We start from the raw sequence: 24,442 nt of genomic DNA, 5'->3' as shown, positions 1-24,442 counted from the left end.
TCAGGCCCGGCGATTGCGGGACAATGCCGGATTGCCCTCCCGGGAATCCGGTTGGACGGCACGCTCTAAAGGAATGTTAACAGTCGTAAGGGAGCTATAACCGCTATAGCTCCCTTGCCCCTAAATGGAGGAGTATAGTGGACGTGAATATCAAGGATATCGCGCGGATTTCCGGTGTTGGCATCTCGACGGTTTCCAGGGTGATCAACAACAAGGGACTGGTGAGCAAGGCCACACGGGAGAAGGTTCTAAGTGTGGTCAAGGAATACAATTACATTCCCAATTCCAACGCGCAGAATTTGAAAACTACGCAATCCAAGAACATTGCACTCATGGTCAAGGGGATTACCAATCCCTTCTTCTCCAATATGATCAAAGAAATTGAACGGCAGGTTAATCTGCGGGGGTACCCGTTTCTGATCCAGCAGGTGGAGGATGGAACGGATGAAATCAATGCAGCAATCCAGCTGGTGAAGGAGAAGAATCTGGTCGGGATTATCTTCATGGGCGGAACCTATAACCATTCTGAGGAGAAATTCAAACAGCTGACGGTTCCTTTTGTGCTGACAACCATCACTTCAACGCAGCAGGTGGACCCGGACATCTTCTCCAGTGTCATTATCAATGAATTGAAGGAGGCCTATAAGGCCACCAAATATCTGATCTCACTCGGGCATACGAATATCGGTTTCCTGGCCAAGTCTCCATTATTGGATGAAACGACAGGCAACCGCCGGTGCCTGGGCTACAAAAAAGCGCTCGAGGAGCATGGTTTGCCCTTCGATGCCGGGCTGGTTGAGGATTGTGAGTACAGTCCCAGCTCGGGGTTTGCTGCCGCGCGAAGACTGCTCAACAAGAACAAGGGGCTGACGGCTATTTTTGCCGCCTCGGACACGATTGCGATCGGCGCAGCCAAAGCCGTGCTTACCGCAGGGCTGTCTATCCCGGATGATATTTCGGTCATTGGTTTTGACGGAATCGAGATGGCTGAATATTACCACCCCTCCCTCGATACGATCAGCCAGCCGGGTACGGAAATGGCCTTATCCAGCGTGGGTGTACTGTTCGACCTTATTTCCGGACGGTCCAGCAACCAGCATATTGTCTACGATGCGGTATTGCTCAAACGCGGCTCCTGCAAGATGATCAAAGCTCGTTAAGAGCCGACTATAAACCCTCATTGGAGTGATATCCGGAATGCAAAAACCATTAAGAATAGGTACGATCGTCCGCGGCGGGGAAGCCGCCGCCGTCATTCCGCAGATTGTGCAGCATGGCTTCGAATCGTTCAACCTGAACTTTTGGCAGACCACCGGCGAAACCGATCTGGCCGAAACGGCGGAGAGGCTGCGGGAGCTGGCCGCGGAGCATGATTTTGTCATCTCCTCCGTGGGCATCTATGGCAATCCGCTCGCAGGCAAGGACGGCGGCAACGATGCGCTCGCCAGCTGGGAGCGGCTGATTGATCATGCCCACTTATTCGGCACCGATATTGTAGGCGGGTTCACCGGGCGGCTGCCGGGCTTGTCCATCGACGAGTCCCTGCCGAAATTTACGGAGGTATTCGGAGAGCTGGCGAAGCGGGCGGCGGACCGCGGCCTGCGGATTGCCTTTGAGAATTGCGCCATGGGCGGGAACTGGCAGACCGGCGAGTGGAACATCGCCCACAATCCTTCAGCCTGGGAGAAGATGTTCAATGCCGTTCCGGCCGACAATCTCGGGCTGGAATGGGAGCCCTGCCACCAGCTGATTGCGCTGATTGATCCGCTTCCGCAGCTGCGCAAATGGATGGACAAGGTGTTCCATGTGCACGGCAAGGATGCCACCATCGCCTGGGATATCGTGAAGGAATACGGCATCCATGGTCCGAAGCCATATGTATGGGACCGGACCCCCGGCTTCGGGGATACCAACTGGGCCGATGTAATCACGATCCTGCGCCAGGCCGGCTACAAGGGCACGATCGATATCGAGGGCTGGCATGATCCCGTATACCGGGACGAGCTGGAAATGACCGGCCAGGTCCATGCGCTGAATTATTTGAAGTACTGCCGCGGCGGCAGCTTCGTGCCTAATCCGGTGTAATGGTGGACGGGAAACTGATATTATATTCAAAGGAGCAGGCATAGCGCTGCTCCTTTTTGTGTGGCTTAGGACATATCCTCAGCTTAAATCCTCCCCTTATTCTAATCGCATTTCTTTATTGGAACATCTAAACTTTAAATTAAAAATTAATATGATTGACTTTTATATAATTGTGCGACTATATTAATCATATTAATAAATTCTTATGAGAATAGTGTGATTTGAAGACGGGAGGCGATATCCATACCGGGTTGGATTATATCACTTTACTGTGATGCATAAAAGCGTTAATTCATTTGAGTATCTCCGTGGGACACATGAGCTTTGCAGGCATGGGAAAGGGAGGAACGGATGAGCGAATATCCGTCAAAATTCAGGAGCAATTCTAGGCTGCTGCCAGCGCGAAAGTCTGGCGAAGCGGCGAAGCTTAAGCGTCTTGCCGTCGGGGCGGCGTTTCCAATTTTGTTTCTCATTATTTGGGAGATTCTCGGACGGATGGAATGGATCTCGGTTCTGCTGTTTCCGCCTCCTTCCAGGATTGCGCTTTCCTTTTACAGGCTGACTGAATCGGGCAAGCTGTACTATCATTTTCGAATCAGTGCCCTTAGATGGGCCGGCGGCTTTGCATTGGGCGGCAGTTTGGGGCTTATTACCGGTCTCCTGGTAGGACTTTACCGCCAAACAGAGCGGATGCTTAATCCGATGCTGCAAATGCTACGGATGATTCCGCAATTGGCGATTACGCCCATTTTTGTCCTGTGGTTTGGCTTTGGCGAGCTGTCGAAGGTTTTGCTGGTCGGGACAGGCGCGTTCTTTCCGCTATACCTGAACACCTTTCTGGGTGTTCGCAATGCGGATAACCGGTTGTTTGAGGTCTCGAAGGTGCTGGCGTTCTCCCGGCCTCAACAGCTGCTCAGGCTGGTCATTCCCGCCGCAATGCCGAGTATTCTGATGGGATTGCGTCTATCGCTGGGCGTCGCCTGGCTGAGTCTGGTTGTGGCAGAACTGGTCGGGCCCACTTCGGGGATTGGTTTTCTAATGATTGACGCCCGGACTTTTACCAATACACCTGTTGTATTTGTAGGCATCGTCATTTTTGCGCTTGTCGGGCTGGGCACCGATTCGCTCGTGAGGCTGATGGAGCGCAGGCTGCTGCGCTGGCGCGGCAACGAGCATTAATTTGAATTTCATTTATCCGGGACATTTCCCTAAAGGAGCTTATCGTATGAAAATCTTAAACAGAAACAGACAGCGCTTTCTACCCCTTGTTGCCGGTATTGCCATGCTGCTGCTGGTACAGGCCTGCGGAAATTCAGGCAATCTTAACAGCCCGGCAGGCAATGGGCAGGCGGTTTCGTCAGCTGCCCCTTCCGCAACGGCAGCTCCTGAGAACGCAGCGGCTGCCGAGACTCTCAAGGCGCCCGCCGAGCTGAGGATCGGATACATTGGAAATAACAAGAAGAATCTCCCCGGAGGCGCGGAGGGTTGGGGCTTCAGCAACGGCATCATAACCGATGGGCTGGCCGGGCTGGGTGTTGCCAATATTACATTCGTAGGTTTTAACGGCGGCTCCGACCTGAATGAGGCGTTGATCGGCGGACGTCTGGACATCGGCATCTACGGAGATACTCCGGCAATATCGGCCCGTTCCCGCGGCGCCAAAACGAAGCTGGTCGGCCAGCCCTCGAACAGTATCATTATTTATTTGATAGGCAAGAAAGACGGCGTAAGTTCGGTGGCTGAACTGAAGGGCAAAAAGGTAGCCACGCAGAAGGGTTCCGTATTGCACCGTTATACAGCCGGCATTCTGGCCAAGGAAGGCATCTTTGAACCGGACAAACTGCTTCAGCTGAACGCTTCTGATGTGGAATCGGCGCTGGCCCGGGGAGATATTGATGCCGGTTCGCTAAACGGCGGCACTGCGCTCAGCGTAATTGCCAAGGGCTATCCGGAGCTTGATAATTCCTCCAATAATCCCTCCCTGTCCGGCTCGCTCGTTACGGTGGCAAGTGAAGAATATTTAAGCGAATTTCCGGAATTTCCGAAGGTGTGGACCGAATTGCGCGCCAAGGCTTTGGCGGATTTGAAAACACAGCCGGATGCATATTATGATTTTCTGTCTGAAATAAACGGCTTCGAGCCGGAGATTGTCAAACAGACGGACCCGATTGAAAATATTGCCGAGTCGTCCTATACAGACGCGAGTCTGCAGCAGCTTGAAGATGTTAAAAAGTTTCTGCTCGACGAAAAGCTGATTGAGGAGGATTTTGATATTAAGGAATGGATCGCACAGTCAAGCTGACCGTGCCACCGGACAGCCAATGACACGGCGGCTGCCCTGCCCGTAATTAGATGCGGAGGGCAGCTGTTCCCATGCAAGGGGAAGGGGGAAGAATGGCATGAGTGTTGAAGGCAGCCGGGCAGGAACGCCGCAGAAGAAGGCAATCTTACTCCGGACTTCACCGGCCCGGAAAAGGAGAATATCCAGGCGAGACAACCGTACCAGACTAAACGATTATATGGCAGGGGCAATTGTGCCGGTCAGCCTTGTGGTCTTGTGGCAGGCGGCCTGCTCTGCAGGGCTTGTCTCCGGGGAGCTGCTGCCAAGCCCCGTTGCGATTATCAACGCCTTTTTGGGTCTGCTGGGCTCGGGAGAATTTTACAGTGATCTGCAGACAAGCCTTGTCCGGGTCCTGTCCGGATTTCTCATAGGCGGTGTTCTCGGCCTGCTGTTCGGAATTGCAGCGGGAATGTTTCGGCCGTTCGAGCATGCGCTGGACCCGACAGTACAGATGATCCGGATGATCCCGCATCTGGCGGTTGCGCCGCTTATTCTGATTTGGTTTGGCTTTGGTGAAACGTCGAAGATATTAATTATTGCCAAAGGCACTTTTTTTCCTCTTTACATTAATACCTTTCTTGGTATCCGCAGTGCCGACTCCAAGCTGCTTGAGGTGTCCCGCATTTTGCAATTCAGCCGTTTTAAGCAAATCTCATTGTTGATCCTGCCCGCTTCGCTGCCTCACATTCTACTGGGGATACGAATTGCTTTCGGACTGGCATGGATTGGCTTGTTTATCGCCGAAATGATTGGCTCCAACGCGGGTATCGGTTTTATCATTCTGCGGGCGCAGCAAACAATGGATGCTCCATTGCTCTTTGCCGGTGTACTTTTATTTGCCCTTGTGGGCCTGCTGACTGACTTGCTGGTCCGAATGATGGAAATAAAATGGCTTAAGTGGCGTGATAGCTATCAAGGCTGAACGCCGCATGAGCCGGCCGTAGCGAAATTAACAGAGGGGGGAATTGTCATTGGGAAGGACTGATGAATACGATGTTGACTTGCTGGCGGACGTATTGGTCCTTGGCGGTGGTCCCGCCGGGGCTTGGGCGGCAGTGACTGCGGCGGCGAAGGGCGCGCGCGTGGTATTGGCCGACAAAGGCTATTGCGGTTCTAGCGGGGCTGCGGCGGCATCGGGCTCGGGTATTATTTATACCGAGCCTGAACAGCGCGTGCGTGAAGAGGCCGTGAACAGCCGCTATGAAATGGGCGGGGGATTGTCCAATCGTGAGTGGTCGATGCATATTCTGGAGCAAACCTATCAGAACATGCACAAATTGCACCATTGGGGTTATCCCTTTCCACTCGAAGAAGATTTCAGGCCTTATCTGAAAAGTGTGCAGGGACCCGAGTATATGCGGCTGATGCGCAAGCGGGTCAAGCTGGCGGGAGTGACTATACTGGATCACAGTCCGGCACTTGAGCTTCTGGCAGATGGAGAAGGGGTAGCAGGTGCCGAAGGCTCCCGCAGACAAGCAGGCGGGCGATGGCGGGTACGTGCTGAAGCAGTTGTAATCGCTACCGGAGGATGTGCATTTTTAAGCAAGGCGCTTGGCACCAATGTGTTGACCGGCGACGGCTATCTGTTGGCCGCCGAAGCCGGGGCTGAGCTGTCCGGCATGGAGTTCTCCAATGCGTATTACATCTCTCCGACCTTCTCGTCGGTTACAAAAGGCTCCTTCTACCGCTATGCAACGTTTTACTATGAAGACGGGAGCATAATTGAAGGCGCAGATGCCATGCGCGGCAAGGCTGCCATTGCCAAAGCATTGATGAGCCAGCCGGTGTACTGCCGGCTGGACCGGACGCCGGAACGGCTGCGGCCGCTGCTTCCCTGGTCGCAGAGCAATTTCTTCATGCAGTTTGAACGTGCCGGAATTGATCCGTTCACCGAACGGTTTCCAATAACGATGCGTTTTGAAGGAACCGTCCGCGGCACGGGTGGACTCAATCTGGTCAATTCGTCCTGCGCTACCAGAGTACCGGGGCTGTATGCAGCCGGAGATGCTGCAACAAGGGAACTGTTCTGCGGGGCCGTCAGCGGCGGAGGCAGCCATAACTCGGCGTGGGCAATGTCTTCGGGCGTGTTTGCCGGCCAAGGCGCTGCGGATTATGCTCTCAAGGCGGCGGGAAGCGCCGCACGCCGCGTATTGAAGGGGCTCTCTTCCACCGCCGCTGCTTCTCCGGTTACAAATACCGTTTCAGCCCAAATCCCGGCTTTGGGGGAGGACCGGTGGGGGGATTACACACTGGCTGTCCAGCAGGAGGTTACGCCCTTTGAGCGGAATCTGTTCCGTTCCGGGGAGAAGCTGCGCGGCTCTCTTGGACGACTGGACCGGCTTTGGCAGGAGATCCGCAGCGAGGCGGCACCTTCTGCGGATCTCCACCCGCAGACGCGGCAGATTGCGGCGATGACGGCCACGGCCCGCTGGATGTATGCATCAGCACTGGCCCGGACAGAATCGCGGGGCATGCACCGGCGCGAGGATTGTCCGCAAACGGACAGCGCCCAGCAGCGGCGGCTGCTGAGCGGCGGTCTCGATAAGGTGTGGGTCAAACCGGAGGATGCGGCAAGCGAAGGAGGTGCGGGCTGTGATTGAGCTAGTAAGTGAAACACGGTGTATCAGCTGCAGCTTATGTATCTCGGTATGTCCTACCAATGTATTCGACAAAGGCGATAACGGCGTCCCGGTTATTGCCCGCAAGTCCGATTGCCAGACCTGCTTTATGTGTGAGGTGTACTGTCCCGCCGATGCGCTTTATGTGGCCACTCAGCCGGATCAGGATGTAACGGTAAGTGAAGAGGCCTTGGCGGAGTCGGGGCAACTCGGCAGCTACCGGAAAACCATTGGCTGGGGCAAGGGCAGAACGCCTATTGCCAGTTCTCCGCAGATTTACGAGCTGTCCAAGCAGATGCTTCCGGACAGGAAATAAGCTGCCGGCGTTATTTTTTTGACGCCAATCTCTTATTTTGAACATCGGCCGCTTTAAACCGTTGACATCCCGGTGAGCGGGTGGTAGGATGAAATCTGCATAATTTAAATGCTAACTAAATAACTTGGTTTTGTTGGTGATCTTGTTGACATTGACCATTCACATGGAGATGTATGTTTCATTCTCTGGACTTCCGTGATTTTGTACGGGCCAAAGGGAAGAGATATGCATCTCTTTGCTGTTTGTGGGGGATTTAATCCGGATTAAGCCGGCTTTTACGGGGAAAGGGGACTGGTGACTGTGGCAAAGAGCGAAAATACATTGATGCAGCTGACAACGGATGTCCTAGTCATTGGAGGAGGTCCCGCGGGTGCATGGGCGGCCTGGAGTGCCGCCAAGAACGGAGCCAAGGTGGTGCTGGTGGATAAAGGCTATCTGGGTTCCAGCGGTGCAACCGCGCCCGGCGGCACCAATCTGCTGTATCTTCCGCCGGACCGGGAGCTCAGGGAACAGGCAGTGCTGCAAAGAATGAAGTCGGGCGGAGAGCTCTCGGAAGCGCCATGGATTCACCGGGTTCTGGATCAGGTCTATATCAATCTGGAGCTTGTTGAGCAGTGGGGATATCCTTTCATCAAGGATGAGCAAGGGATTCCGCAGCGGGGGCATCTGCAGGGACCGGAATATATGGGATTGATGCGCAAAGTTGTGAAGAAGGCTGGTGTAAAGGTGCTGGACCATGCTCCGGCACTGGAACTGCTTGTCGATGGACACGGCGTTGGCGGAGCCAGAGGTGTAATGCGGCAGGAGGACAAGGATTGGGAGGTCCGGGCGAATGCAGTGGTCATAGCTACAGGAGGCTGCGCCTTCCTAAGCAAGGGTCTCGGGTGCAATGTGCTGACCGGCGACGGATATCTGCTGGGCGGCGAAGTCGGCGCCGAGCTGTCCGGCATGGAATTCTCGCGGAAATATGCGCCCAGTCCGGCCTTTAGCACCAATACACGCTCCCGGCTGCTCGGTTGGGCGACCTATTATGACCAGAACGGCAATGAACTGAAGGGAACACAGAACGGCGATTTCCTGGCAAAGCATCTGTTAAAAGAGCCGCTCTATGCCATTATGAATAAGGCGGATACACCGGAGAAGCAGGCGATTCTGCGTTCTTCTCACGCCATCTTCTTTCTTCCCTATGACCGGGCCGGCATCGATGTGTTCACCGAACCGTTCCCGCTGACACTGCGTTACGAGGGAACGGTTCGGGGGACAGGCGGGTTGCGCATTGTCACTGACGATTGCGGAACGACAGTTGCCGGCTTGTACGCAGCGGGAGATGCAGCTACCCGGGAACGGATTACGGGTGCGGCTTCCGGCGGCGGAGCGTTCAACGCTTCCTGGGCCATCTGTTCGGGAACATGGTCGGGTGCCGGAGCGGCTGCCTATGCCTTATCGCATCAGAAAGAGGCTGCCGGACGTGATCTGCGCCCTGCAGGACAGTATGGACTGAAGAGTCAAGCAGGCGGTTCCCTTCAGCATACAACGGCTGACTCCAAAGTATTTACCCGGGAGCTGGTCAAGGCTGTGCAGGATCAGGTGCTGCCGCTTGAGATTAATTACTTCCGTACAGAGCCGGGGGTGAGCGCGGCACTTGAAAAGCTGCAGGCGTTATGGCCTAGAGTAAACGAACAGGCTCCGGTGAATGTGCACGAACGGGTGCATGCGCGCGAAGCGGCAGCAATGGCGGCGACGGCGCGCTGGATATATACTGCCGCGCTGGCCAGGAAGGAGAACAGGGGGGCGGGACTGCATATTCTGGCCGAATATCCCGAGTTGGACCCTAACCAGCACCATCGCCTGCTGGTCTCGGGACTGGAGCAAATTCGAGTGCGGCCCGACCGCTCCTTCCTGACGGAAAGGACAGGAGCGGCTGGGCCGCAGAAGGAATTGGAGGCGACAAACGGATGATTGAATTAGTCAGTACAGAGCGCTGCATTGGCTGCAGCTTATGTGTAAAGGTCTGTCCTACGAATGTATTTGACCGCACGGATCATGCCCCGATAATTGCCCGTCAGGAGGATTGCCAGACCTGCTTTATTTGTGAGGCTTATTGTCCCGCAGATGCCCTGTATGTTTCACCTTATGCAGATGAAAAGCTGCAGGCGAATGAACAGGAGCTTGCGGAGCAGGGAGTGCTTGGCAGCTGGCGGGCGGCTTTGGGCTGGGGCCCGGGGCGGACGAAGCTGGCGGCGCGCGACCAGACGCAGTTCATTGACCGGATTCTTCCTCCACGTCCGGTCAGAGCTGCAGGAATTTCGGATGTAAAGACCCCAACTACAGGTTAGGCCTATTCTTAATCCGTATGCTTCCGGATGAGAGGCGGCTTTGATAAAGATTGTACCAACTCTGATGCCATTAATGCACATTGGTCTCCCGTGCGCAAAACAAGGTTGCAAAAGCTGCTTATAGCAGCGCTTATTATATATGGAAGGGATTGATTTAAATGAGCAGCAATGCAAGTGAACTAGACATACACGTTAAGGCGGGCTACAATCCGGAGGTGGCCGCCGGCCGGACTCCCGATTATCCGGTAAGCCCTATAATATTGAACCGCTGGTCGCCACGCTCTTATGCCGACCGGCCGCTTACAGATGAGCAGCTGTTCACAGTGCTGGAAGCGGCCCGTTGGTCTCCGTCCGGCGGGAATCAGCAGCCCTGGCGCTTTTATATTGCGCGCACAGAAGCTGAACTTGCTGAATTCCGTAAGTTTATCAAACCTCGCAACCGTCTGTGGTCGGACAAAGCTCCGGTACTGCTGCTGATCGCTTCCGAGAAATTTCGGGAGAACGGCGCGCCCAATGGTGTACATGCCTTCGATACCGGTGCGGCCTGGGCTGCGCTTGCATTTCAGGCTGGCCTGCTGGGCTTGTCAACCAGGGCAATTGGCGGCTTCGATCAGGAGCTGGCCAGGGAGGTGCTGCAAACCCCGGAGCATATCGCTCTGCATGTGGTAATTGCGCTTGGCTATCGGGGAGATGCGGAGACGCTTGAGGAGACTTTCCGTGAGGCTGAGAAGCCCAATGGCAGAAGACCTTTGGCGGAGAGTATTCTGCCGGTCAACGTAAACGGCAGCAGAACGGAAATTCAAGAGGAGTGAAGCAAATGGAACGCAATTTCGAGGTGACGGAGGTTTGGTCGAAGACCATCAGGGTTGGCTTACCGGGTAGTGCAAATCACCGTCCACGACGGGCGGATCGCCCAAATTGACCGGAAAGAACGAAGCCGCTACGACTATACGAGGTGACGCAGCCTCCCGCGAGAAGACAGCGGGGGCCCGCTCCGGCGGAGGCGCCTGCAACGCTTCCGGATCAATACAGCATCGGCGGCGCGGACGGCAAACATGGCTTGAACGAGTATCTCCAGACGCATGTAGTCTATCTGCCCCTTCAGATACCGCAGCTGAAAAAAGCATTTAGCCCAATTCCTTCGCATTCAATCTGAATGCTTTGGGGGTGCTGGAAGTATACTTTTTGAAGATTCTGTTAAAATATTTTTCGTCCTTATAGCCAACCATCTCGGCGATGGTATCCACTTTTAACTGCGGATTAAGAAGCAGGACCTTCGCTTTTTCAATCCGGATCCGATTGCGGAATTCGGTCAGACCCTCATGAAACACCTGTTTGAATTTTCGGGAAATATGCTCACGGCTCAATTGGAACTGATCGGCGATATCCTGCAGAGATAAATCATACTTGTAATTATCCTCAATGTATTGGGCAATGGCATAAATCGTATGCTGGGTCTGCTGCTGGAAATTATCGAACCGGGTAACCAGATAAGCAATGTCCTGCAATAATCCGTGATGCCACGCCAGAAAGTCGGGGGTGCCGGAATAATTAAGCGGAAGGGAAGGAGAGACGTATGATTGGACATGGTCCTGGCTGTTAATTCCCGAATACTGCTCAAGCCACCCTGCTTTAAGCAAAGAATATTCTTTGAACCAAGTATCGTATTGTTCCAGGGTCAGCTGCTCCATTTGCTTGATACCGCTGAACCATTCTTCCAGAAAGCCTTGGATTTGCTCTTGATTTCCGCTTCTGATTGCCAACAGCAGCTTGTCTTCGACCGGTTTCATCTGCAAGGCGGTATTTCGGGCGGGGGCATAGGCGGGGATTTCCATATGCACGCGGTTCTTTCCATTCAACAGGTTGCGTTGACGCAGGATTTTGCAGGCCTGCAGATAAGCGTTGCGGATTCCCCCCGGGAACGGGAACGCTGAACTGACGGAAAAGTCGGAACGGAATCCAAAGCTCTGGAACAGCTCTTCGTTGATTTGCCGGATGACATCTGCGGGTCTGTCCAGCTTCGACCAGAACAGCAATACCAGTTCATTGGAGCTGTGCCAATTCTGAAAAGCGGTACCACACTTGGCGGCGGCCATCATCAGATGGGAAATTTTCAGCAGGGCAGAGAAAATCCGAGTGGGGTTTTTGGAGGCGGCTTGGATATTGCTTGGAAGCATAAAGTTGACCACGCCGACTCTGCAGATGGCCGCTTCTGAAATTTCGGGAAGCTGATCGGTAATATAGGGGTTTTTGCTGTTGAACAAGCCGGGGTCCAGCAGTGCATTGGAGAGAAACTTATATACATATTCCGACTTGAACTCAATCATTTCTGCCTGGTTCTTCCGGTTGCTTATGCGCATTTCTTCTTCCCTGTTCCAGGTGAGAATCGCCTTGTCAATCGCCGCATTCAATTGTCTCTGCTTCACGGGCTTAAGTAAATAATCCAATCCGCCGGACAGTATGGTCTGCCGCATATACTCGAAATCATTATGACCGCTGACAACAATGATTTTGCTATGAGGATGATGGGAGTATAGCCAGTCCAGCAAGAAAACCCCATTGCGGAGCGGCATAATCATATCCGTAATGACAATCTGCGGCTGTTCTGCCGAGATCTTTTCTATAGCCTGCAGGCCGTCTTCGGCTTCGAGCACCTCCTCGATCCCCAGCCTCTTCCAATCCGCTAATAAATAAATGGCCTCCCGGACATATTGTTCATCATCTACTATGATCGCTTTCAATATCCAAACCTCCCGGATTTTGATGTAATGAAATCTTCAAAAGGACATACAAGCCATGGGGTTCCCTTGGAATCAGTGAAAGGGTTGATTCGCTGCCAAAATATATCCGGAGTCTTGACACCACATTGATCAGACCGATGCTGGATGAGCCATGGCTGTCCGGTTGCTGCTCCTCATCCAGCTTCTCCTGCAGCCGGATTCTTTGTTCCTCCGGGATGCCAATCCCGTTATCCTCTACCGAAATCATCAGAAATCTATTTTCGATGCAGCTGCTTATGCTGATAAATCCCTGGCCTGGACGGGTGAAGCCATGTTTGAAATAATTTTCGACAACCGGCTGGATAATCATTTTGGGCACATTCAGCCGGGCTGTGGAATCAGCAATATGAAACTCGAACTGCAGCTTGTCCTTGAACCGGTTGCTTTGCAGATTGAGGTAATCCTCAACATATTCCATTTCCTTGCCCAGTGTGACAACCGTCTCTGAAGTGCCCATGTTGTAATGCATCATTTGGGCCAGTGAGGCCAGAAGCTCATATACCTTGGGAACACCAGCTTTCAGAGCCAGGGAACCTATGGTCTGCAGGACATTATTGAGAAAGTGGGGATTGATCTGCGATTGCAGCACCTTAAGCTCAGCGGTCTTGTTAATGAGTTTAAGCTTGTATTCTCTGTTAATAAATTCATTAATCGTCTGCATCATATTGGCGAAATTATCGGCCAGCACGCCAATCTCATCCTCGCGTTCAATATTCAATTCTTCGTTAAAATGGCCGGCTCGCACCCGGTTGATGTGGTGGGCAAGCCTTCGAATGGGGTTGGTGAAATGGACCGAAATCCATAAGGTAGCGATGACGATGACGACAAGACAGGCAAGGGCAATCAGGGACTGAATGAATACAAGCTGACGCGCGTCGCTGAATAGCTCGCTGAATGGGATAAGCTTAGCCAAAGTCCACTCTGATCCGTCCAATGTTATGGATTGATAGATAACTATGCCTTTAAAAGCATTGTTGCTGAACTCAAATGTCCCCGATGGACCTGCCGCGTTGTCAATTTCCGCCTTCCAAAGAGAGCTGAGTGTTTGTCCCGAGAGACTGGAAGAATCGGAGGAAAAAATGATTTTACCGTTGTGATCATACAGATACAAATCCTCGTTTCCGGCGGCAAACAGCTGTCTGCACAGCGAATAGATTTGGCTGATCCCGACGTCAACAGATAAATTCCCCATCGATTCTCCGCTGGGATAATGAATTAATTGCCGGTGTGCCGAAATTACATACTTGTTCGAATAATTCGTGTAAGCCTGCCTGATATTGTAGTTGTCTATAATATGGGTCGGCTCAACAGTGTAGTTTTCCCTTTTCTGAACTTCCTGTTCAATAATGTCATCCTCCAGATTCATACCCGTTGTTGCACGGATAAAGGAACTATTCACGTACAGATACGAGTGCTCGTTAATTGAATTAAAATAATAGACTTGCAGGGTTTCATCAACCATCTTGGATAAATTTGATAATCCTGCATAAAGAGTCATTTCACTTGCGTAATCCGAAAGGCCCTTTTCGACAATGTTGTAGAGAAAGGTATTATTGTACAGCGCAAGCGTCATTTGCCGGACATTCTCCATATAGTTGGTGATATTGGTTCCTCCCTGATACAGAAGCTGCAAATTCTCATCCAGGACACGGTCCTTCAGAGATTCTGTCGTGTAGAAATAAATCACAACCGTAGAAATGACACTCGGAATTACCGTGGAGATAAGCAGCAGCAGGATCAGCTTGTTTTGTATGCTTTTTGACAGGAATCTCATGAAGTCACCCCGATCACATATGTCACATTTAATAACGCTAATTCGGAAATATCAATATTGTCCCCCATTTATATCACTATTGTGAGTAGGTAATCTCATGCTTTTCCCTATAATAAACGGTAACACAACAGAAAGGAAGACATGGATGAAACAAAAAGTGACAAAAAGTTTACGCGAAGATGTTATATTTATAGCCCCCACATTTTTATTCTATGTTTTCGTTGTTGTAATTCCTTTTATCTTCGGAATTTATTATTCCATGACAGATTGGAACGGTATTTCCGCTTCTTCCAACTGGACCGGCCTTGATAATTTCAAGAATATCTTTATGCATGATGTGGATTTTGCCCAATCGTTCTGGTTTACGTCCAGAGTCTCTGTCGTTATCGTGGTTCTGTCCAACCTGCTGGGCTTTGCGCTTGCCTACATGCTGACGAAACCGCTGCGGTCAAGAAATGCGCTTCGGACCCTGTTCTTTATTCCCAATGTTCTTGGAGGTGTGTTGTTGGGCTTTATCTGGCAGTTTATCTTCACCAGGGGCTTTGCCACTATAGGGGAACTTACAGGAATCGGATTTTTTGAACTCTCCTGGCTGGGGACGTCTAACACCTCCTTCTGGGCGATTGTCATCGTGAAGGTCTGGCAGGAGGCTGGTTATGTAATGGTTATTTATATTGCCGGTCTCATGAATGTGCCTAGTGAGCTGAAAGAAGCGATAGATATCGACGGAGCGGACAGCTGGCAGAAACTGCGCCACCTGACTCTTCCGCTCATTATGCCGGCGATTACAGTTTGCCTGTTCTGGTCGATCTCCGTAGCCTTCAAAATGTTCGATGTCAATTACTCCTTAACGAGTGGGGGGCCATTTCGTTCTACTGAATCCATTGCCATGAATATTTACTTTGAAGCCTTCCAGTATAACCGTTTTGGTCTCGGTACAGCCAAGGCTCTGATTTATTTTGTTGCCATACTTGTTATCACATCTGTGCAAGTGTACATTACGAAGCGGAAAGAGGTGGAAGCATGAGTAAGGTACTTCGTCCTCGTTCCAAGCTTCTGGCTTTGGAGATCCTTTTGATAGCACTGGTCATTCTGTTTTTACTTCCGTTCTACATTGTGTTTTCCAACTCTTTCAAGTCCATGTCCGATATTTTGCTCGACTCTATGGGACTCCCCCCTTTCCTCGATTTCAACAACTATATCCGCGCCTGGGAGAAGCTGAACTTTACACTGGTGCTAAAAAACACGCTGATCATAACCGCTGTGAGCAACCTCTTCCTGCTGGTATTCGCATCCATGGCAGCTTACCGGATTGCGCGTTCGGATAACCGGTTCACCCGGGGGATCTTCTCGCTGTTTGTTGCTTCCATGGTTATTCCTTTTCAAGCCATCATGATTCCGCTCGTTAAGGTTTTGAATACTGCGGGTATCGTCAACACTTTAACAGGAGTGATCGTCAGTTATGTGGGCCTGGGTGTGAGCATGACCTTGTTTCTTTACCATGGCTTTGTTAAATCGGTTCCCCGGGAAATTGAAGAAGCCGCCACGGTGGATGGCTGTAATCCGTATGGAGTGTTCTGGCGGATCGTATTTCCTTTATTGAAGCCCATGACGGTAACGACCCTGATGCTGAATACACTCTGGATCTGGAATGACTTTATGCTGCCGCTGATCATTCTGCAGAAGACCTCGCTTCATACGATCCAATTGGCGATCAACTCGTTATTTGGCGAATATCTGAAGCAGTGGGATATGGCTCTTGCGGCTTTGGTAATGGGTATTGCTCCGATGATTATTTTTTTCCTCTTTCTGCAGCGTTACGTTATTGAAGGCATAAGCGCTGGTGCGGTCAAGGGTTAATGGACGGTTATTCACTATATGGATTAACCGCTTATTATACAAAAAGCTCAACATACAGGAGGCGAATCAAGTGAAAAACAAAAAGTTGGGGCTGTTAAGTGCATGTCTGATGTTCGGTGTGTTGGCGGGCTGTGGCGGAGGGAATTCAGAAGCAAATACTGCGGGTTCCGTTCCGGAAGCTGCAGAAGAACCGGTAACGTTAACGATTTACCAGTCCAAGGTGGAGATTGTGGATGCGCTTGAGAAGCTGAAAGGAGAGTTCGAAGCCGAAAATCCTTCGATCAAGCTCGACATTCAATCCACCATAGGCAGCGATTATAGTGTCGCCTTGAAGGCTAAATTTGCCGCCAGTGAAGCCCCTGACATTTTCAACAATACGGGAGAAAGCGAGATGATCAGCTGGATAGATTATCTGGAGGATTTGTCCGACCAGCCTTGGGTTGAGCATGTGCAGGAATTTGCCAAAGCACCGATTACGAAGGACGGAAAGCTGTATGGAATGCCTGTGAATCTGGAGGCGCAGGGCTTCATTTATAACAAGGATTTGTTCGCAAAGGCCGGGATTACGGTGCTCCCCAAAACCTTGACCGGATTCAAAGTGATGATCGACCAATTAAACGCCGCAGGAATCGTGCCGTTTGTAAATAACTACAGCACTACCTATACCCTTGGCCGGTTTGTATTTAATAACCCCATGGCCAAGCAGGAGGATCCGAACGCCTTTATTCAGGCATTAAATGACGGTACCGCCAGTATTGAAGGGAATCAGGTTTTTGAAGACTGGCTGGATTTGTTCGATCTGAATCTCGCTAACGGAAATGACAATCCGCTGGCGACAGATTACAATACACAGCTTAATATGCTCGCCACGGCGAAAGGCGCCATGACCACACTTGGCAACTGGGGACAGCCGGCATTGGACAGTCTTGATCCCAATCTTAACTTTGGCATTCTCCCGATGCCTATCAATGATGATGCCGAGCTGAATGACAGATTGTTCGTTGGGGTTCCCAACTACTGGGTGATTAACAGCAAGTCTGAAGTCAAAGAGCAGGCAAAGATATTCTTGAACTGGCTCGTCTCATCGGAAACAGGGCAAAGGTACATCACCCAGGAGTTTAAGTTCATTCCTGCGATGGATAACATAGAGGCTTCAGCCGAGGATATCGGTTCGATCAGCGCAGATGCCCTGGAGTTCATTAAACAAGACAAGGTTCTCGGATGGTACTGGCCTAAGTATGTGGAAGGAACGACTAATGAGCTGGGAACCATCATGCAGAAATATGCGGCTGGAGAAGTGGCAAGAGAAGAAGTGCTTGGACTGCTGCAAGCCGCTTATAAGAAGATGAACTAATTTGCAATATGCGTTTCGAAGCGGAGACGGATGCATTCCCGGCTCGGAACCATTCGATTAGACAGGAGGGTAAGCTTATGGAATTAACCATTGGATTGCAGCTGTTTTCCGTAAGAGAGGAACTGAAAAAAGATTTTCACGGGACGCTGCGGAAGCTTGCTGAAATTGGCTATAAGAATCTGGAGATTGCTATTCATAATTCCAGTGAAGGCTTGCAGGCAGGCGGTGGATTGCCTCCGGGTGAAGCGCGGAGAGTCATCGAGGATCTGGGCATGAAGATTGTATCCACTCATATTTTCCCTATTGATAGTGTGGCCTGGGAGGATTTGATCGCCTTCAATCAAGAAGTTGGCAGTACATCCATTGTGTGTCCGATCAGCTTCTTTACATCAAAGGCAGACGTGCTGCAGTTCTGTCTCGATATGAACCGTTATGGCGAGCAGGCCCAAAAAATCGGAATCGATTTCTACTATCATAATCACTTTCATGAATTCCAGAAGATTGACGATCAGCCGATCATGGACATGATCCTTGAGCATACGGATAAGGATCTGGTTAAGATCGAATTCGATACTTACTGGGCTTTGCGTGGCGGTGCGGATCCGGTGGCCTATCTGCAGAAGCTAGGAACCCGCTGCGACAAAATTCATCAGAAGGACTTGCCGGCAACGGTGCTCCCTGCAAATCTTCTGGAGACGATTGACAATACGGAGCTGTTAACGCACCCGCAATTTATGGCTTTGCGCAATCCGGCTTATTTTACGGAAATTGGTGACGGAATGATGGATATCCCCGGAATTTTGGCTGCAGTCCGCGAAATCGGTGCGGCGCAGTATATTTTTGTAGAGCAGGATCTGACGGCAATCAATGAACTGGACAGCGTGGAGCGGAGCTACAGAAATCTGAAAGAACTGATGAAATAGCTGATGTCTATGTACTTATATCTTAATTTAGCGGAGGTTCGAAGCAATGGATATTCAAGTGAGAATAGGTATTATAGGTACTGGGGGCATCGCTAATGCAAAACATATGCCGAGCCTTGCCAGGCTGCCGCAGACAGAGATGGTAGCGTTCTGTGACATCATAGAAGAAAGGGCCCGCAATGCCGCCGCTCAATTCGGCTCGTTTGCTCCGGATGTCTACACAGATTACCGGGAGCTGTTGAAGGACCCGTCCATTGATGTTGTACACATCTGTACACCCAATTCTTCCCATGCGGAAATTACGGTTGCCGCTCTTGAGGCTGGCAAGCATGTCATGTGCGAGAAGCCGATGGCGATCACCACAGGCGATGCGAGACTAATGCTGGAAGCAGCCAAACGCACAGGCAAAAAATTGACGATTGGCTACAATTACCGCTACCGTCCGGACAGCCTTCATTTGAAGAAATTGATCGAACAGGGTGAGCTGGGTGAAATCTATTACGGAAAAGCGCTCGCCATGCGCAGAAGAGGAGTACCTACCTGGGGAGTGTTCCTCGATAAGGAGCTGCAGGGAGGAGGACCATTGATTGATATCGGAACACATGCCCTGGATATGACTTTATGGATGATGAACAACTATAAACCGGTCAGTGTGAGCGGATCTGTATTTCATAAGCTGGGATCACGGGAAAATGCGGCCAATCTGTGGGGCCCTTGGGACCCCGGAAAATTCACGGTAGAGGATTCCGCATTCGGATTTATTAAGATGGAGAACGGGGCAACCATTTCCCTGGAATGCAGCTGGGCGCTGAATACACTGGAAGCGCGGGAAGCCAAAACGCTGCTCTGCGGTACCGAAGGCGGGGCGGACATGCACGACGGCTTGCGGATTAACGGGGAAAAGTTCAGCAAGCTATATGAAACCCGTGTGGCAGCCGGCGGGGACAGCGTGGCCTTTTTCGATGGCCAAAGGAGTGAAAGTCCGGCGGATTTGGAAGCGAGATTGTGGATCGAATGTATTTTAAACGATACAGAGCCCTTCGTGAAGCCGGAGGAAGCGCTGGTTGTGTCTCGGATTCTGGAGGCGATTTATCAATCGGCCGCATCGGGTGAAACGGTGTATTTCACCCATGACAGCTAACCTGTAGCAGTTAGTGTGCAGGGAGTCTGACAGTCTATCGAAGAACTGCAAGGAGGGGCGGATTAATGAAGCTTGGTGTGTTTATTGCAGCCGCGATAGAAAGACAGGCACGGTTCGTCGATGAGCTAACCTTCGGGCAGCTGCCGGATCATGCGATCAGGGCTGCGAAAACCATATTGCTGGACTCTATTGGCTGCATGGCAGCCGGAAGCAACCAGCTCAAAACTTCGTATATTAACGGGATTTCACGCCATGGCAACAGCAAAATCATCGGCACGAGCGAGAGCTGTTCCCCTGAATGGGCTGCTTTCATGAACGGCTGCAATCTGGTTGCCACCGAGCTGGATGAGGGGAACCAATATGCCAAAGGACATCCTGCGGCCCATTTTCTGCCGGCGCTGCTGGCTGAAGCGCAAATCCTGGGCTGCAGCGGCAAAGAATTTCTGACCGCGTTCGTAGCTGCGTATGAAATTGCTGTACGCTGGGGAAGCGCTGTTACCCTTGCTCCTTCTGTACATCCCCATGGGAATTGGGGAACTGCCAGTGCTGCTGCTGCGGTTGCCAAGCTGCGGGGAGCCGGCAGTGAGAAGCTCCAAGAGATTATCTATGTATCAAGTTCTCTTCCGATGACTTCGGCCTGGAATTCGGCCTTGAACGGAGCCAACGTCAGGAACGCTTATATCGGGGCAAGCAATATGCTCGGGTGGATGGCTCCCGCCATGGCGGAGCTCGGAATTGCAAGTGATTCATCCGTACTTTCCCAGCTGTACGGTGAAATTTTGGGCAGAGAACTCAAGGTGCCGCTGCTGCAGGAGGGGCTTGGCGAACAGTTCTATATTGAATCCAATTATATGAAAATACACGCCTGCTGCCGTTTTGGACATGGTGCAATCGATGCCGTTATCGCTATGAGAGAGGATGGCATTAAGCTCGGGTCGGTGGAGCGCGTGAGTGTCGAAACCTACGGTGCGGCTTCCAGACTGGTGAATCCGTTGCCGGTTAATCCTCTGGCCGCCAAATTCTCGATTCCCTTTTCTCTGGCTATACTCCTGAGCAGGGGTTCTATAGGCGAGGATCAATTCACACCAGAGACGGTTGCTGATCCGGAGATCCGTCAAAGGGCTGCTCGTGTGGCAGTATCCGAGGATCCGCTATTGACTGCGTTGCTCCCGGATGAAAGGGCAACAAGAGTTACGCTCTATCTGCCGGATGGAACCAGCCGCACTAAGGAGATCCGTGCCGCGCTAGGTGAATTCAGCAATCCGCTGGAGGCAGAGCAGCTTGCGCAGAAATTCCATACCCTTTCTTCTCCAGTATGGGACAGGGAGCGGCGTGAACGCATTCATGCTGTGGCTATGAATATCGAACAGATTGAGGATATCGGCAGATTTACAGATTTGCTGGTGAATGAAACGGGGTGAATGTGTTGAAGGAACTGGTGAAGCGTGTTACGGGTTTATCCTGGGAGCAGTTGGAGAAGCGCACGGCTGATGCCGCAAAGCTGACGCTTATTGATACGCTTGGGGCACAAATATTCGGCAATCTGGAGCAGGAGAACATTTCCTATGCGGAACGCGTTTCCGCCGAAGAGGCCGGGAAATATGCGGTACTGGGCACACATTATCTGTTAACCGCCCGGGAAGCAGCCTTTGTCAACGGCTGTGGAGCCGTTGCCACGGAAATGGACGAGGGAAACCAGTGGAGCAAGGGCCATCCGGCAGCTCATGTTATTCCCACGCTGTTGACCTATGTACAAGGGATGAAGAATTGCACAGGCCGTGAATTTCTGCTTGCGTTAATTGGCGGATATGAAGCCTCCTCACGGTTTGGCCGGGCGACGACGCTGCTTCCCGAAGCTCATGCCCATGGTACTTGGGGGGTGATGGGCTCCGCCGCAAGCGCCATGCTGCTGGCCGGAACAGAAGAGTCACGGTTTTTTGAAGGGGTGAAGCTGGGAGCCTCCTTTGCACTGCCTACATTATGGTCGGCTGCACTGGAGGGCTCGCTGGTCCGCAATGCGTATATGGGCCATACCGTGCAGTCGGGAGTGCGGATTCCTCTGCTGCTCAATTCCGGATTCCGGTCGCCTAACGGAACTGTTGAATATATTTTTGGACGGGTTTTGGGGACAGCGTTCGATTTTGCCGTACTGAATGAGCCGGAGGGCTGGGATATTGAGCGCAATTATTTTAAACCGTATGCCTTTTGCCGGTACGCCCATGCGCCTATTGATGCCTTTGGTGCACTTCTTGACGAGCACGGGCTTGAAGCTGGAGATATCGCCAAAGTGGAGGTACTAACCTATAATCGTGCCGCCACCTTGGATAACAAGGCACCGCAGAATGTCCTCTCTGCCAAGTTCTCCATCCCTTATGCGCTGGCTGTCCGCATCTGTACGGGGAATGCAGACCAGAATTCGTTTACAGATCCGCTGCTGGAGAACCGGGACATTCGCAGGTTTGCCGAATGCGTTGAGGTCCGCGGATCTGAAGAACTGGAGGCTGTGTACCCTTCGGCAATGCCGGCGATTGTTAGAATTACCCAAAGTAATGGTCAGCTTCATGAAAGCCGTTGTGATATGGCGGCCGGTGGGCCGGGCGTCCCGCTTACACGGAGGCAGATTGAGGATAAGTTCCGGGCTCTGAGCCGTAAGGCGCTGGTTCCGGAGCGGCAGGAGGCTATCCTGCAGTATATCTGGGATTTGGAGAACCGGAATCATCTGTCAGAGCTGATCGAACTGTGCAGAGGCATGGAGGACAGCCATAAGTGACCCACAAGAATTATCCATGGCATGTCCTCACAGTGACCAGTCTGGGTGTTCTGCTTGTCACGCTCAATTTAAGTACGCTGACTGTCGCACTGCCGGAATTGACTGCTTATTTTGGAGCAAGCCCACTGGAGTCTAACTGGATTCTGTTATCCTACATGCTGTTTAACGCAATATTTATATTGATTTTCGGGAAGATGGCCGATATTTACGGGCGGAGGACGCTTTACTTAACAGGGCTTACCGGATTTACAATTGTCAGCCTCTTGTGCGGTTTCGCCACTAATGTCTGGGTGCTTATTATGCTCAGAGTGCTGCAGGCAGCCGGAGGAGCGATTGTGATTACGAATACTACACCGCTGCTTACAGATGCTTTTGCCGAGGAGAAGCTGGGAACCGCCCTAAGCTTCAATGTTCTTAATTCCTCGGCAGCCCAGCTTCTTGGACCTGTGATTGGAGGATTCGTCGTCTATGCTCTCGATTGGCGCTGGGTATTCTGGTTCAATGTGCCGGTTGGCATTGCCGGTATCCTATGGGCCGTGTTTGTTTTGCGGCCGGTACCCGGGCGGGCCAAGGGCGAGAAGATAGACTTTATCGGCAATGCTTGCATTCTGTTTGGCTTGGGCGGCATTATTTATGCATTTTCTGAAGGGGGAGTCAACGGCTGGAGCAGCCCCTCTGTACTAATTGGCGTGCTGTTGTTTATCGGCTTTGGCATCTGCTTTGTCTGGTGGGAACGGCGTGTCAAGCATCCATCCGTAGATTTTTCACTTTTCCGGGACCGGGCCTTTGCAATGGCGAATCTGGCTAACTTTCTGAATTCCCTGGCCCGCTCATCGGTGGCGCTGCTGATAGCGCTGTTCTTCCAGGTCATGTACAAGGAGAATACGTTTAGCGCGGGGCTTCAAGTTCTTCCTGTCACGGTCGGGATGATTGCAGCTTCGCTGCTGGTAGGATTTCTAACTGCTAAATACAGCACTTTATCGCTGTCCACCTTTGGACTGGTGTTATCCGCCGGTGGAATGCTCCTGCTCGCGCTGTTCACGGGGGCTGATGCCGCCACCTTTGGAATAAGCCTTGGACAATTCCTGGTAGGCTTCGGTTCAGGGATATTTATGACCCCCAATACGAAGTCCATTATGCTGACAGTGCCACCGGAAAAGCGGGGGATGGCCAATGGGCTTCGATCCATGCTGCAGAATATGGGAGTCGTTATCTCAACCGCGTTGTCATTGATGCTGGTAACAAGTGTGCTGCCCGAATCTTTGAAAGAGGCGGTGTATGCGGGTGCTAACGCCGAGGTCCTGCCCGGGGATTTGCCGCAAATCGCGGGCGGCTTTCAGCTGGCATTCACAGTTATGGCCGTGCTCACAGGGCTTGCGATTGCCGCATCCTATCTTCGTGTTGGAAGGCAAAGCGGCGTCAACAATACATTAAGGAGGTCGCTCAAATGAATGTAGAAGAGCTGTGGCAAGATTTATTGCTTGGAACCGATCAGGAAGTCATTGCCAAAGGCGGATTCGGCAAACCCCGGGGGCTTGGCAGCCGGCCTGCACTGCTGGTGATCGATCCTCAGCCGAATTATATGGGTGAGAGGAACAAAGCAACCGTTGATCAGTTGGCGGAGTTCCCTACCGGAGTAGGTGAGAAAGCCTGGACTGCCTTGGAGAATTCTAAGCCAATCCTTCAATTATTCCGTGAGCTGAAGCTGCCGGTAATCTTCTCCAGGCAGGTTGCCAATTATATGCAGTTCGACAGCTTTGCCGGCAAATCCACCCGGGACCGTTCCAATTATGTTGCCGGACATCCTTATACTGAGCTGGTGGCTGAAGTGGACTTACAGCCGGCCGATATTGTAATCGAAAAAGCCTATGCCAGTGTGTTCCAGGGAACTCCAATCGTTAACTATCTCACCCGGCTGCAGGTGGACACGCTGCTTGTATGTGGAGGAGTGACTTCGGGCTGCGTCAGAGGTGCGGTAGTGGATGCGGCTTCGCTCGGCTACAAAATTGGTCTGCTGCATGAATGTGTGTTCGACCGGATGGAGCTGTCGCACAGGGTTAGCATCATGGATATGTGGATGAAATATGCGGATATGCTGTCGGTTAATCAGGCACTTGACTATATTCATAACGGGAGGTAATTTC

The 24,442-nt window shown here is 51.8% G+C and carries 22 protein-coding genes; 20 read left to right on the top strand and 2 right to left on the bottom strand.

The features are described 5' to 3' along the window. Positions 1 to 143: 143 nt before the first annotated feature. From HYD27_RS00295 to HYD27_RS32820, 11 genes are all read left to right on the top strand, one after another. Positions 144 to 1,160, top strand: a complete 1,017-nt coding sequence (locus HYD27_RS00295; RefSeq protein WP_219210224.1) for a LacI family DNA-binding transcriptional regulator — start codon at positions 144 to 146, stop codon at positions 1,158 to 1,160. A gap of 37 nt (positions 1,161 to 1,197) precedes the next feature. Beyond that, positions 1,198 to 2,085, top strand: a complete 888-nt coding sequence (locus tag HYD27_RS00290) for a sugar phosphate isomerase/epimerase family protein (protein WP_219210223.1) — start codon at positions 1,198 to 1,200, stop codon at positions 2,083 to 2,085. A 351-nt stretch (positions 2,086 to 2,436) separates the two neighbouring features. Beyond that, a complete protein-coding gene (locus HYD27_RS00285) occupies positions 2,437 to 3,264 on the top strand; it encodes an ABC transporter permease (RefSeq protein ID WP_219210222.1) in 828 nt (275 codons plus the stop codon). 46 nt (positions 3,265 to 3,310) lie between these two features. Beyond that, positions 3,311 to 4,387, top strand: a complete 1,077-nt coding sequence (locus tag HYD27_RS00280) for an ABC transporter substrate-binding protein (RefSeq protein ID WP_219210221.1) — start codon at positions 3,311 to 3,313, stop codon at positions 4,385 to 4,387. 97 nt (positions 4,388 to 4,484) lie between these two features. Continuing rightward, positions 4,485 to 5,348: an ABC transporter permease gene (locus HYD27_RS00275; protein ID WP_219210220.1), complete on the top strand. Its 864-nt coding sequence runs from the start codon at positions 4,485 to 4,487 to the stop codon at positions 5,346 to 5,348. A 43-nt stretch (positions 5,349 to 5,391) separates the two neighbouring features. Next, the gene (locus tag HYD27_RS00270) at positions 5,392 to 7,026 is read left to right on the top strand and encodes an FAD-dependent oxidoreductase (protein WP_375373876.1); all 1,635 of its coding nucleotides are present in this window, start codon (positions 5,392 to 5,394) and stop codon (positions 7,024 to 7,026) included. After that, positions 7,019 to 7,360, top strand: a complete 342-nt coding sequence (locus HYD27_RS00265; RefSeq protein WP_219210218.1) for a 4Fe-4S binding protein — start codon at positions 7,019 to 7,021, stop codon at positions 7,358 to 7,360. The genes HYD27_RS00270 and HYD27_RS00265 overlap by 8 nt, the downstream gene beginning before the upstream one ends. Before the next feature lie 324 nt (positions 7,361 to 7,684). Next, positions 7,685 to 9,319, top strand: a complete 1,635-nt coding sequence (locus HYD27_RS00260) for an FAD-dependent oxidoreductase (protein ID WP_219211042.1) — start codon at positions 7,685 to 7,687, stop codon at positions 9,317 to 9,319. Continuing rightward, the gene (locus tag HYD27_RS00255; protein ID WP_219210216.1) at positions 9,316 to 9,696 is read left to right on the top strand and encodes a 4Fe-4S dicluster domain-containing protein; all 381 of its coding nucleotides are present in this window, start codon (positions 9,316 to 9,318) and stop codon (positions 9,694 to 9,696) included. Before HYD27_RS00260 ends, HYD27_RS00255 begins: the two co-directional genes overlap by 4 nt. Before the next feature lie 158 nt (positions 9,697 to 9,854). Continuing rightward, positions 9,855 to 10,508 carry a nitroreductase family protein gene (locus HYD27_RS00250; protein ID WP_219210207.1) on the top strand — a complete coding sequence of 218 codons (654 nt, stop codon included), beginning with the start codon at positions 9,855 to 9,857 and terminating at the stop codon, positions 10,506 to 10,508. Between the two features lie 69 nt (positions 10,509 to 10,577). Then, a complete protein-coding gene (locus HYD27_RS32820; protein WP_375373883.1) occupies positions 10,578 to 10,655 on the top strand; it encodes a DUF2292 domain-containing protein in 78 nt (25 codons plus the stop codon). 168 nt (positions 10,656 to 10,823) lie between these two features. Here HYD27_RS32820 and HYD27_RS00240 read toward each other — a convergent pair whose 3' ends face one another. Together HYD27_RS00240 and HYD27_RS00235 are read right to left on the bottom strand one after the other, a co-directional pair. Further along, on the bottom strand, positions 10,824 to 12,437 hold the full coding sequence (locus HYD27_RS00240) for a response regulator (protein ID WP_219210199.1): 1,614 nt from the start codon (positions 12,435 to 12,437) through the stop codon (positions 10,824 to 10,826). Then, the gene (locus tag HYD27_RS00235; RefSeq protein WP_219210197.1) at positions 12,415 to 14,250 is read right to left on the bottom strand and encodes a sensor histidine kinase; all 1,836 of its coding nucleotides are present in this window, start codon (positions 14,248 to 14,250) and stop codon (positions 12,415 to 12,417) included. The genes HYD27_RS00240 and HYD27_RS00235 overlap by 23 nt, the downstream gene beginning before the upstream one ends. 145 nt (positions 14,251 to 14,395) lie before the next feature. Here HYD27_RS00235 and HYD27_RS00230 point away from each other — a divergent pair, with 145 nt between their 5' ends. The 9 genes from HYD27_RS00230 to HYD27_RS00190 all read left to right on the top strand — a co-directional run bounded on the left by HYD27_RS00230 (position 14,396) and on the right by HYD27_RS00190 (position 24,438). Beyond that, positions 14,396 to 15,277 (top strand): carbohydrate ABC transporter permease, encoded by an 882-nt coding sequence (locus HYD27_RS00230; protein ID WP_219210195.1) that lies wholly within the window; start codon positions 14,396 to 14,398, stop codon positions 15,275 to 15,277. Then, positions 15,274 to 16,110: a carbohydrate ABC transporter permease gene (locus HYD27_RS00225; protein ID WP_219210194.1), complete on the top strand. Its 837-nt coding sequence runs from the start codon at positions 15,274 to 15,276 to the stop codon at positions 16,108 to 16,110. The genes HYD27_RS00230 and HYD27_RS00225 overlap by 4 nt, the downstream gene beginning before the upstream one ends. 70 nt (positions 16,111 to 16,180) lie before the next feature. Next, a complete protein-coding gene (locus HYD27_RS00220; protein ID WP_309241989.1) occupies positions 16,181 to 17,464 on the top strand; it encodes an ABC transporter substrate-binding protein in 1,284 nt (427 codons plus the stop codon). A gap of 77 nt (positions 17,465 to 17,541) precedes the next feature. Beyond that, positions 17,542 to 18,387, top strand: a complete 846-nt coding sequence (locus HYD27_RS00215) for a sugar phosphate isomerase/epimerase family protein (protein WP_219210192.1) — start codon at positions 17,542 to 17,544, stop codon at positions 18,385 to 18,387. Positions 18,388 to 18,433: 46 nt separating this feature from the next. After that, positions 18,434 to 19,528, top strand: coding sequence for a Gfo/Idh/MocA family protein (locus HYD27_RS00210; protein WP_219210190.1), 1,095 nt, complete (start codon positions 18,434 to 18,436; stop codon positions 19,526 to 19,528). A 65-nt stretch (positions 19,529 to 19,593) separates the two neighbouring features. Beyond that, a complete protein-coding gene (locus HYD27_RS00205) occupies positions 19,594 to 20,949 on the top strand; it encodes an MmgE/PrpD family protein (RefSeq protein WP_219210188.1) in 1,356 nt (451 codons plus the stop codon). Beyond that, the gene (locus HYD27_RS00200; RefSeq protein WP_219210186.1) at positions 20,946 to 22,298 is read left to right on the top strand and encodes an MmgE/PrpD family protein; all 1,353 of its coding nucleotides are present in this window, start codon (positions 20,946 to 20,948) and stop codon (positions 22,296 to 22,298) included. Before HYD27_RS00205 ends, HYD27_RS00200 begins: the two co-directional genes overlap by 4 nt. Next, a complete protein-coding gene (locus HYD27_RS00195) occupies positions 22,295 to 23,749 on the top strand; it encodes an MFS transporter (protein WP_219210184.1) in 1,455 nt (484 codons plus the stop codon). Before HYD27_RS00200 ends, HYD27_RS00195 begins: the two co-directional genes overlap by 4 nt. Beyond that, positions 23,746 to 24,438: an isochorismatase family protein gene (locus tag HYD27_RS00190; RefSeq protein ID WP_219210182.1), complete on the top strand. Its 693-nt coding sequence runs from the start codon at positions 23,746 to 23,748 to the stop codon at positions 24,436 to 24,438. Before HYD27_RS00195 ends, HYD27_RS00190 begins: the two co-directional genes overlap by 4 nt. Positions 24,439 to 24,442: the final 4 nt, after the last annotated feature.

The organism is Paenibacillus sp. S150 (assembly GCF_019352175.1).
Taxonomy (GTDB): Bacteria; Bacillota; Bacilli; order Paenibacillales; family Paenibacillaceae; genus Paenibacillus_AQ.
The sequence above is the reverse complement of the archived record's forward strand: the minus strand, read 5'-3'. Positions and strand labels throughout refer to the sequence as shown.

What these genes read in the sequence shown, in the direction of transcription:
- HYD27_RS00230 (WP_219210195.1), top strand. Translation starts at nt 14,396, where the DNA reads ATGAAACAAAAAGTGACAAAAAGTTTACGCGAAGATGTTATATTTATA.
- HYD27_RS00255 (WP_219210216.1), top strand. Translation starts at nt 9,316, where the DNA reads ATGATTGAATTAGTCAGTACAGAGCGCTGCATTGGCTGCAGCTTATGT.
- HYD27_RS00275 (WP_219210220.1), top strand. Translation starts at nt 4,485, where the DNA reads ATGAGTGTTGAAGGCAGCCGGGCAGGAACGCCGCAGAAGAAGGCAATC.
- HYD27_RS00225 (WP_219210194.1), top strand. Translation starts at nt 15,274, where the DNA reads ATGAGTAAGGTACTTCGTCCTCGTTCCAAGCTTCTGGCTTTGGAGATC.
- HYD27_RS00210 (WP_219210190.1), top strand. Translation starts at nt 18,434, where the DNA reads ATGGATATTCAAGTGAGAATAGGTATTATAGGTACTGGGGGCATCGCT.
- HYD27_RS00280 (WP_219210221.1), top strand. Translation starts at nt 3,311, where the DNA reads ATGAAAATCTTAAACAGAAACAGACAGCGCTTTCTACCCCTTGTTGCC.
- HYD27_RS00250 (WP_219210207.1), top strand. Translation starts at nt 9,855, where the DNA reads ATGAGCAGCAATGCAAGTGAACTAGACATACACGTTAAGGCGGGCTAC.
- HYD27_RS00235 (WP_219210197.1), bottom strand. Translation starts at nt 14,250, where the DNA reads ATGAGATTCCTGTCAAAAAGCATACAAAACAAGCTGATCCTGCTGCTG.
- HYD27_RS00190 (WP_219210182.1), top strand. Translation starts at nt 23,746, where the DNA reads ATGAATGTAGAAGAGCTGTGGCAAGATTTATTGCTTGGAACCGATCAG.
- HYD27_RS00205 (WP_219210188.1), top strand. Translation starts at nt 19,594, where the DNA reads ATGAAGCTTGGTGTGTTTATTGCAGCCGCGATAGAAAGACAGGCACGG.
- HYD27_RS00215 (WP_219210192.1), top strand. Translation starts at nt 17,542, where the DNA reads ATGGAATTAACCATTGGATTGCAGCTGTTTTCCGTAAGAGAGGAACTG.
- HYD27_RS00290 (WP_219210223.1), top strand. Translation starts at nt 1,198, where the DNA reads ATGCAAAAACCATTAAGAATAGGTACGATCGTCCGCGGCGGGGAAGCC.
- HYD27_RS00285 (WP_219210222.1), top strand. Translation starts at nt 2,437, where the DNA reads ATGAGCGAATATCCGTCAAAATTCAGGAGCAATTCTAGGCTGCTGCCA.
- HYD27_RS00260 (WP_219211042.1), top strand. Translation starts at nt 7,685, where the DNA reads ATGCAGCTGACAACGGATGTCCTAGTCATTGGAGGAGGTCCCGCGGGT.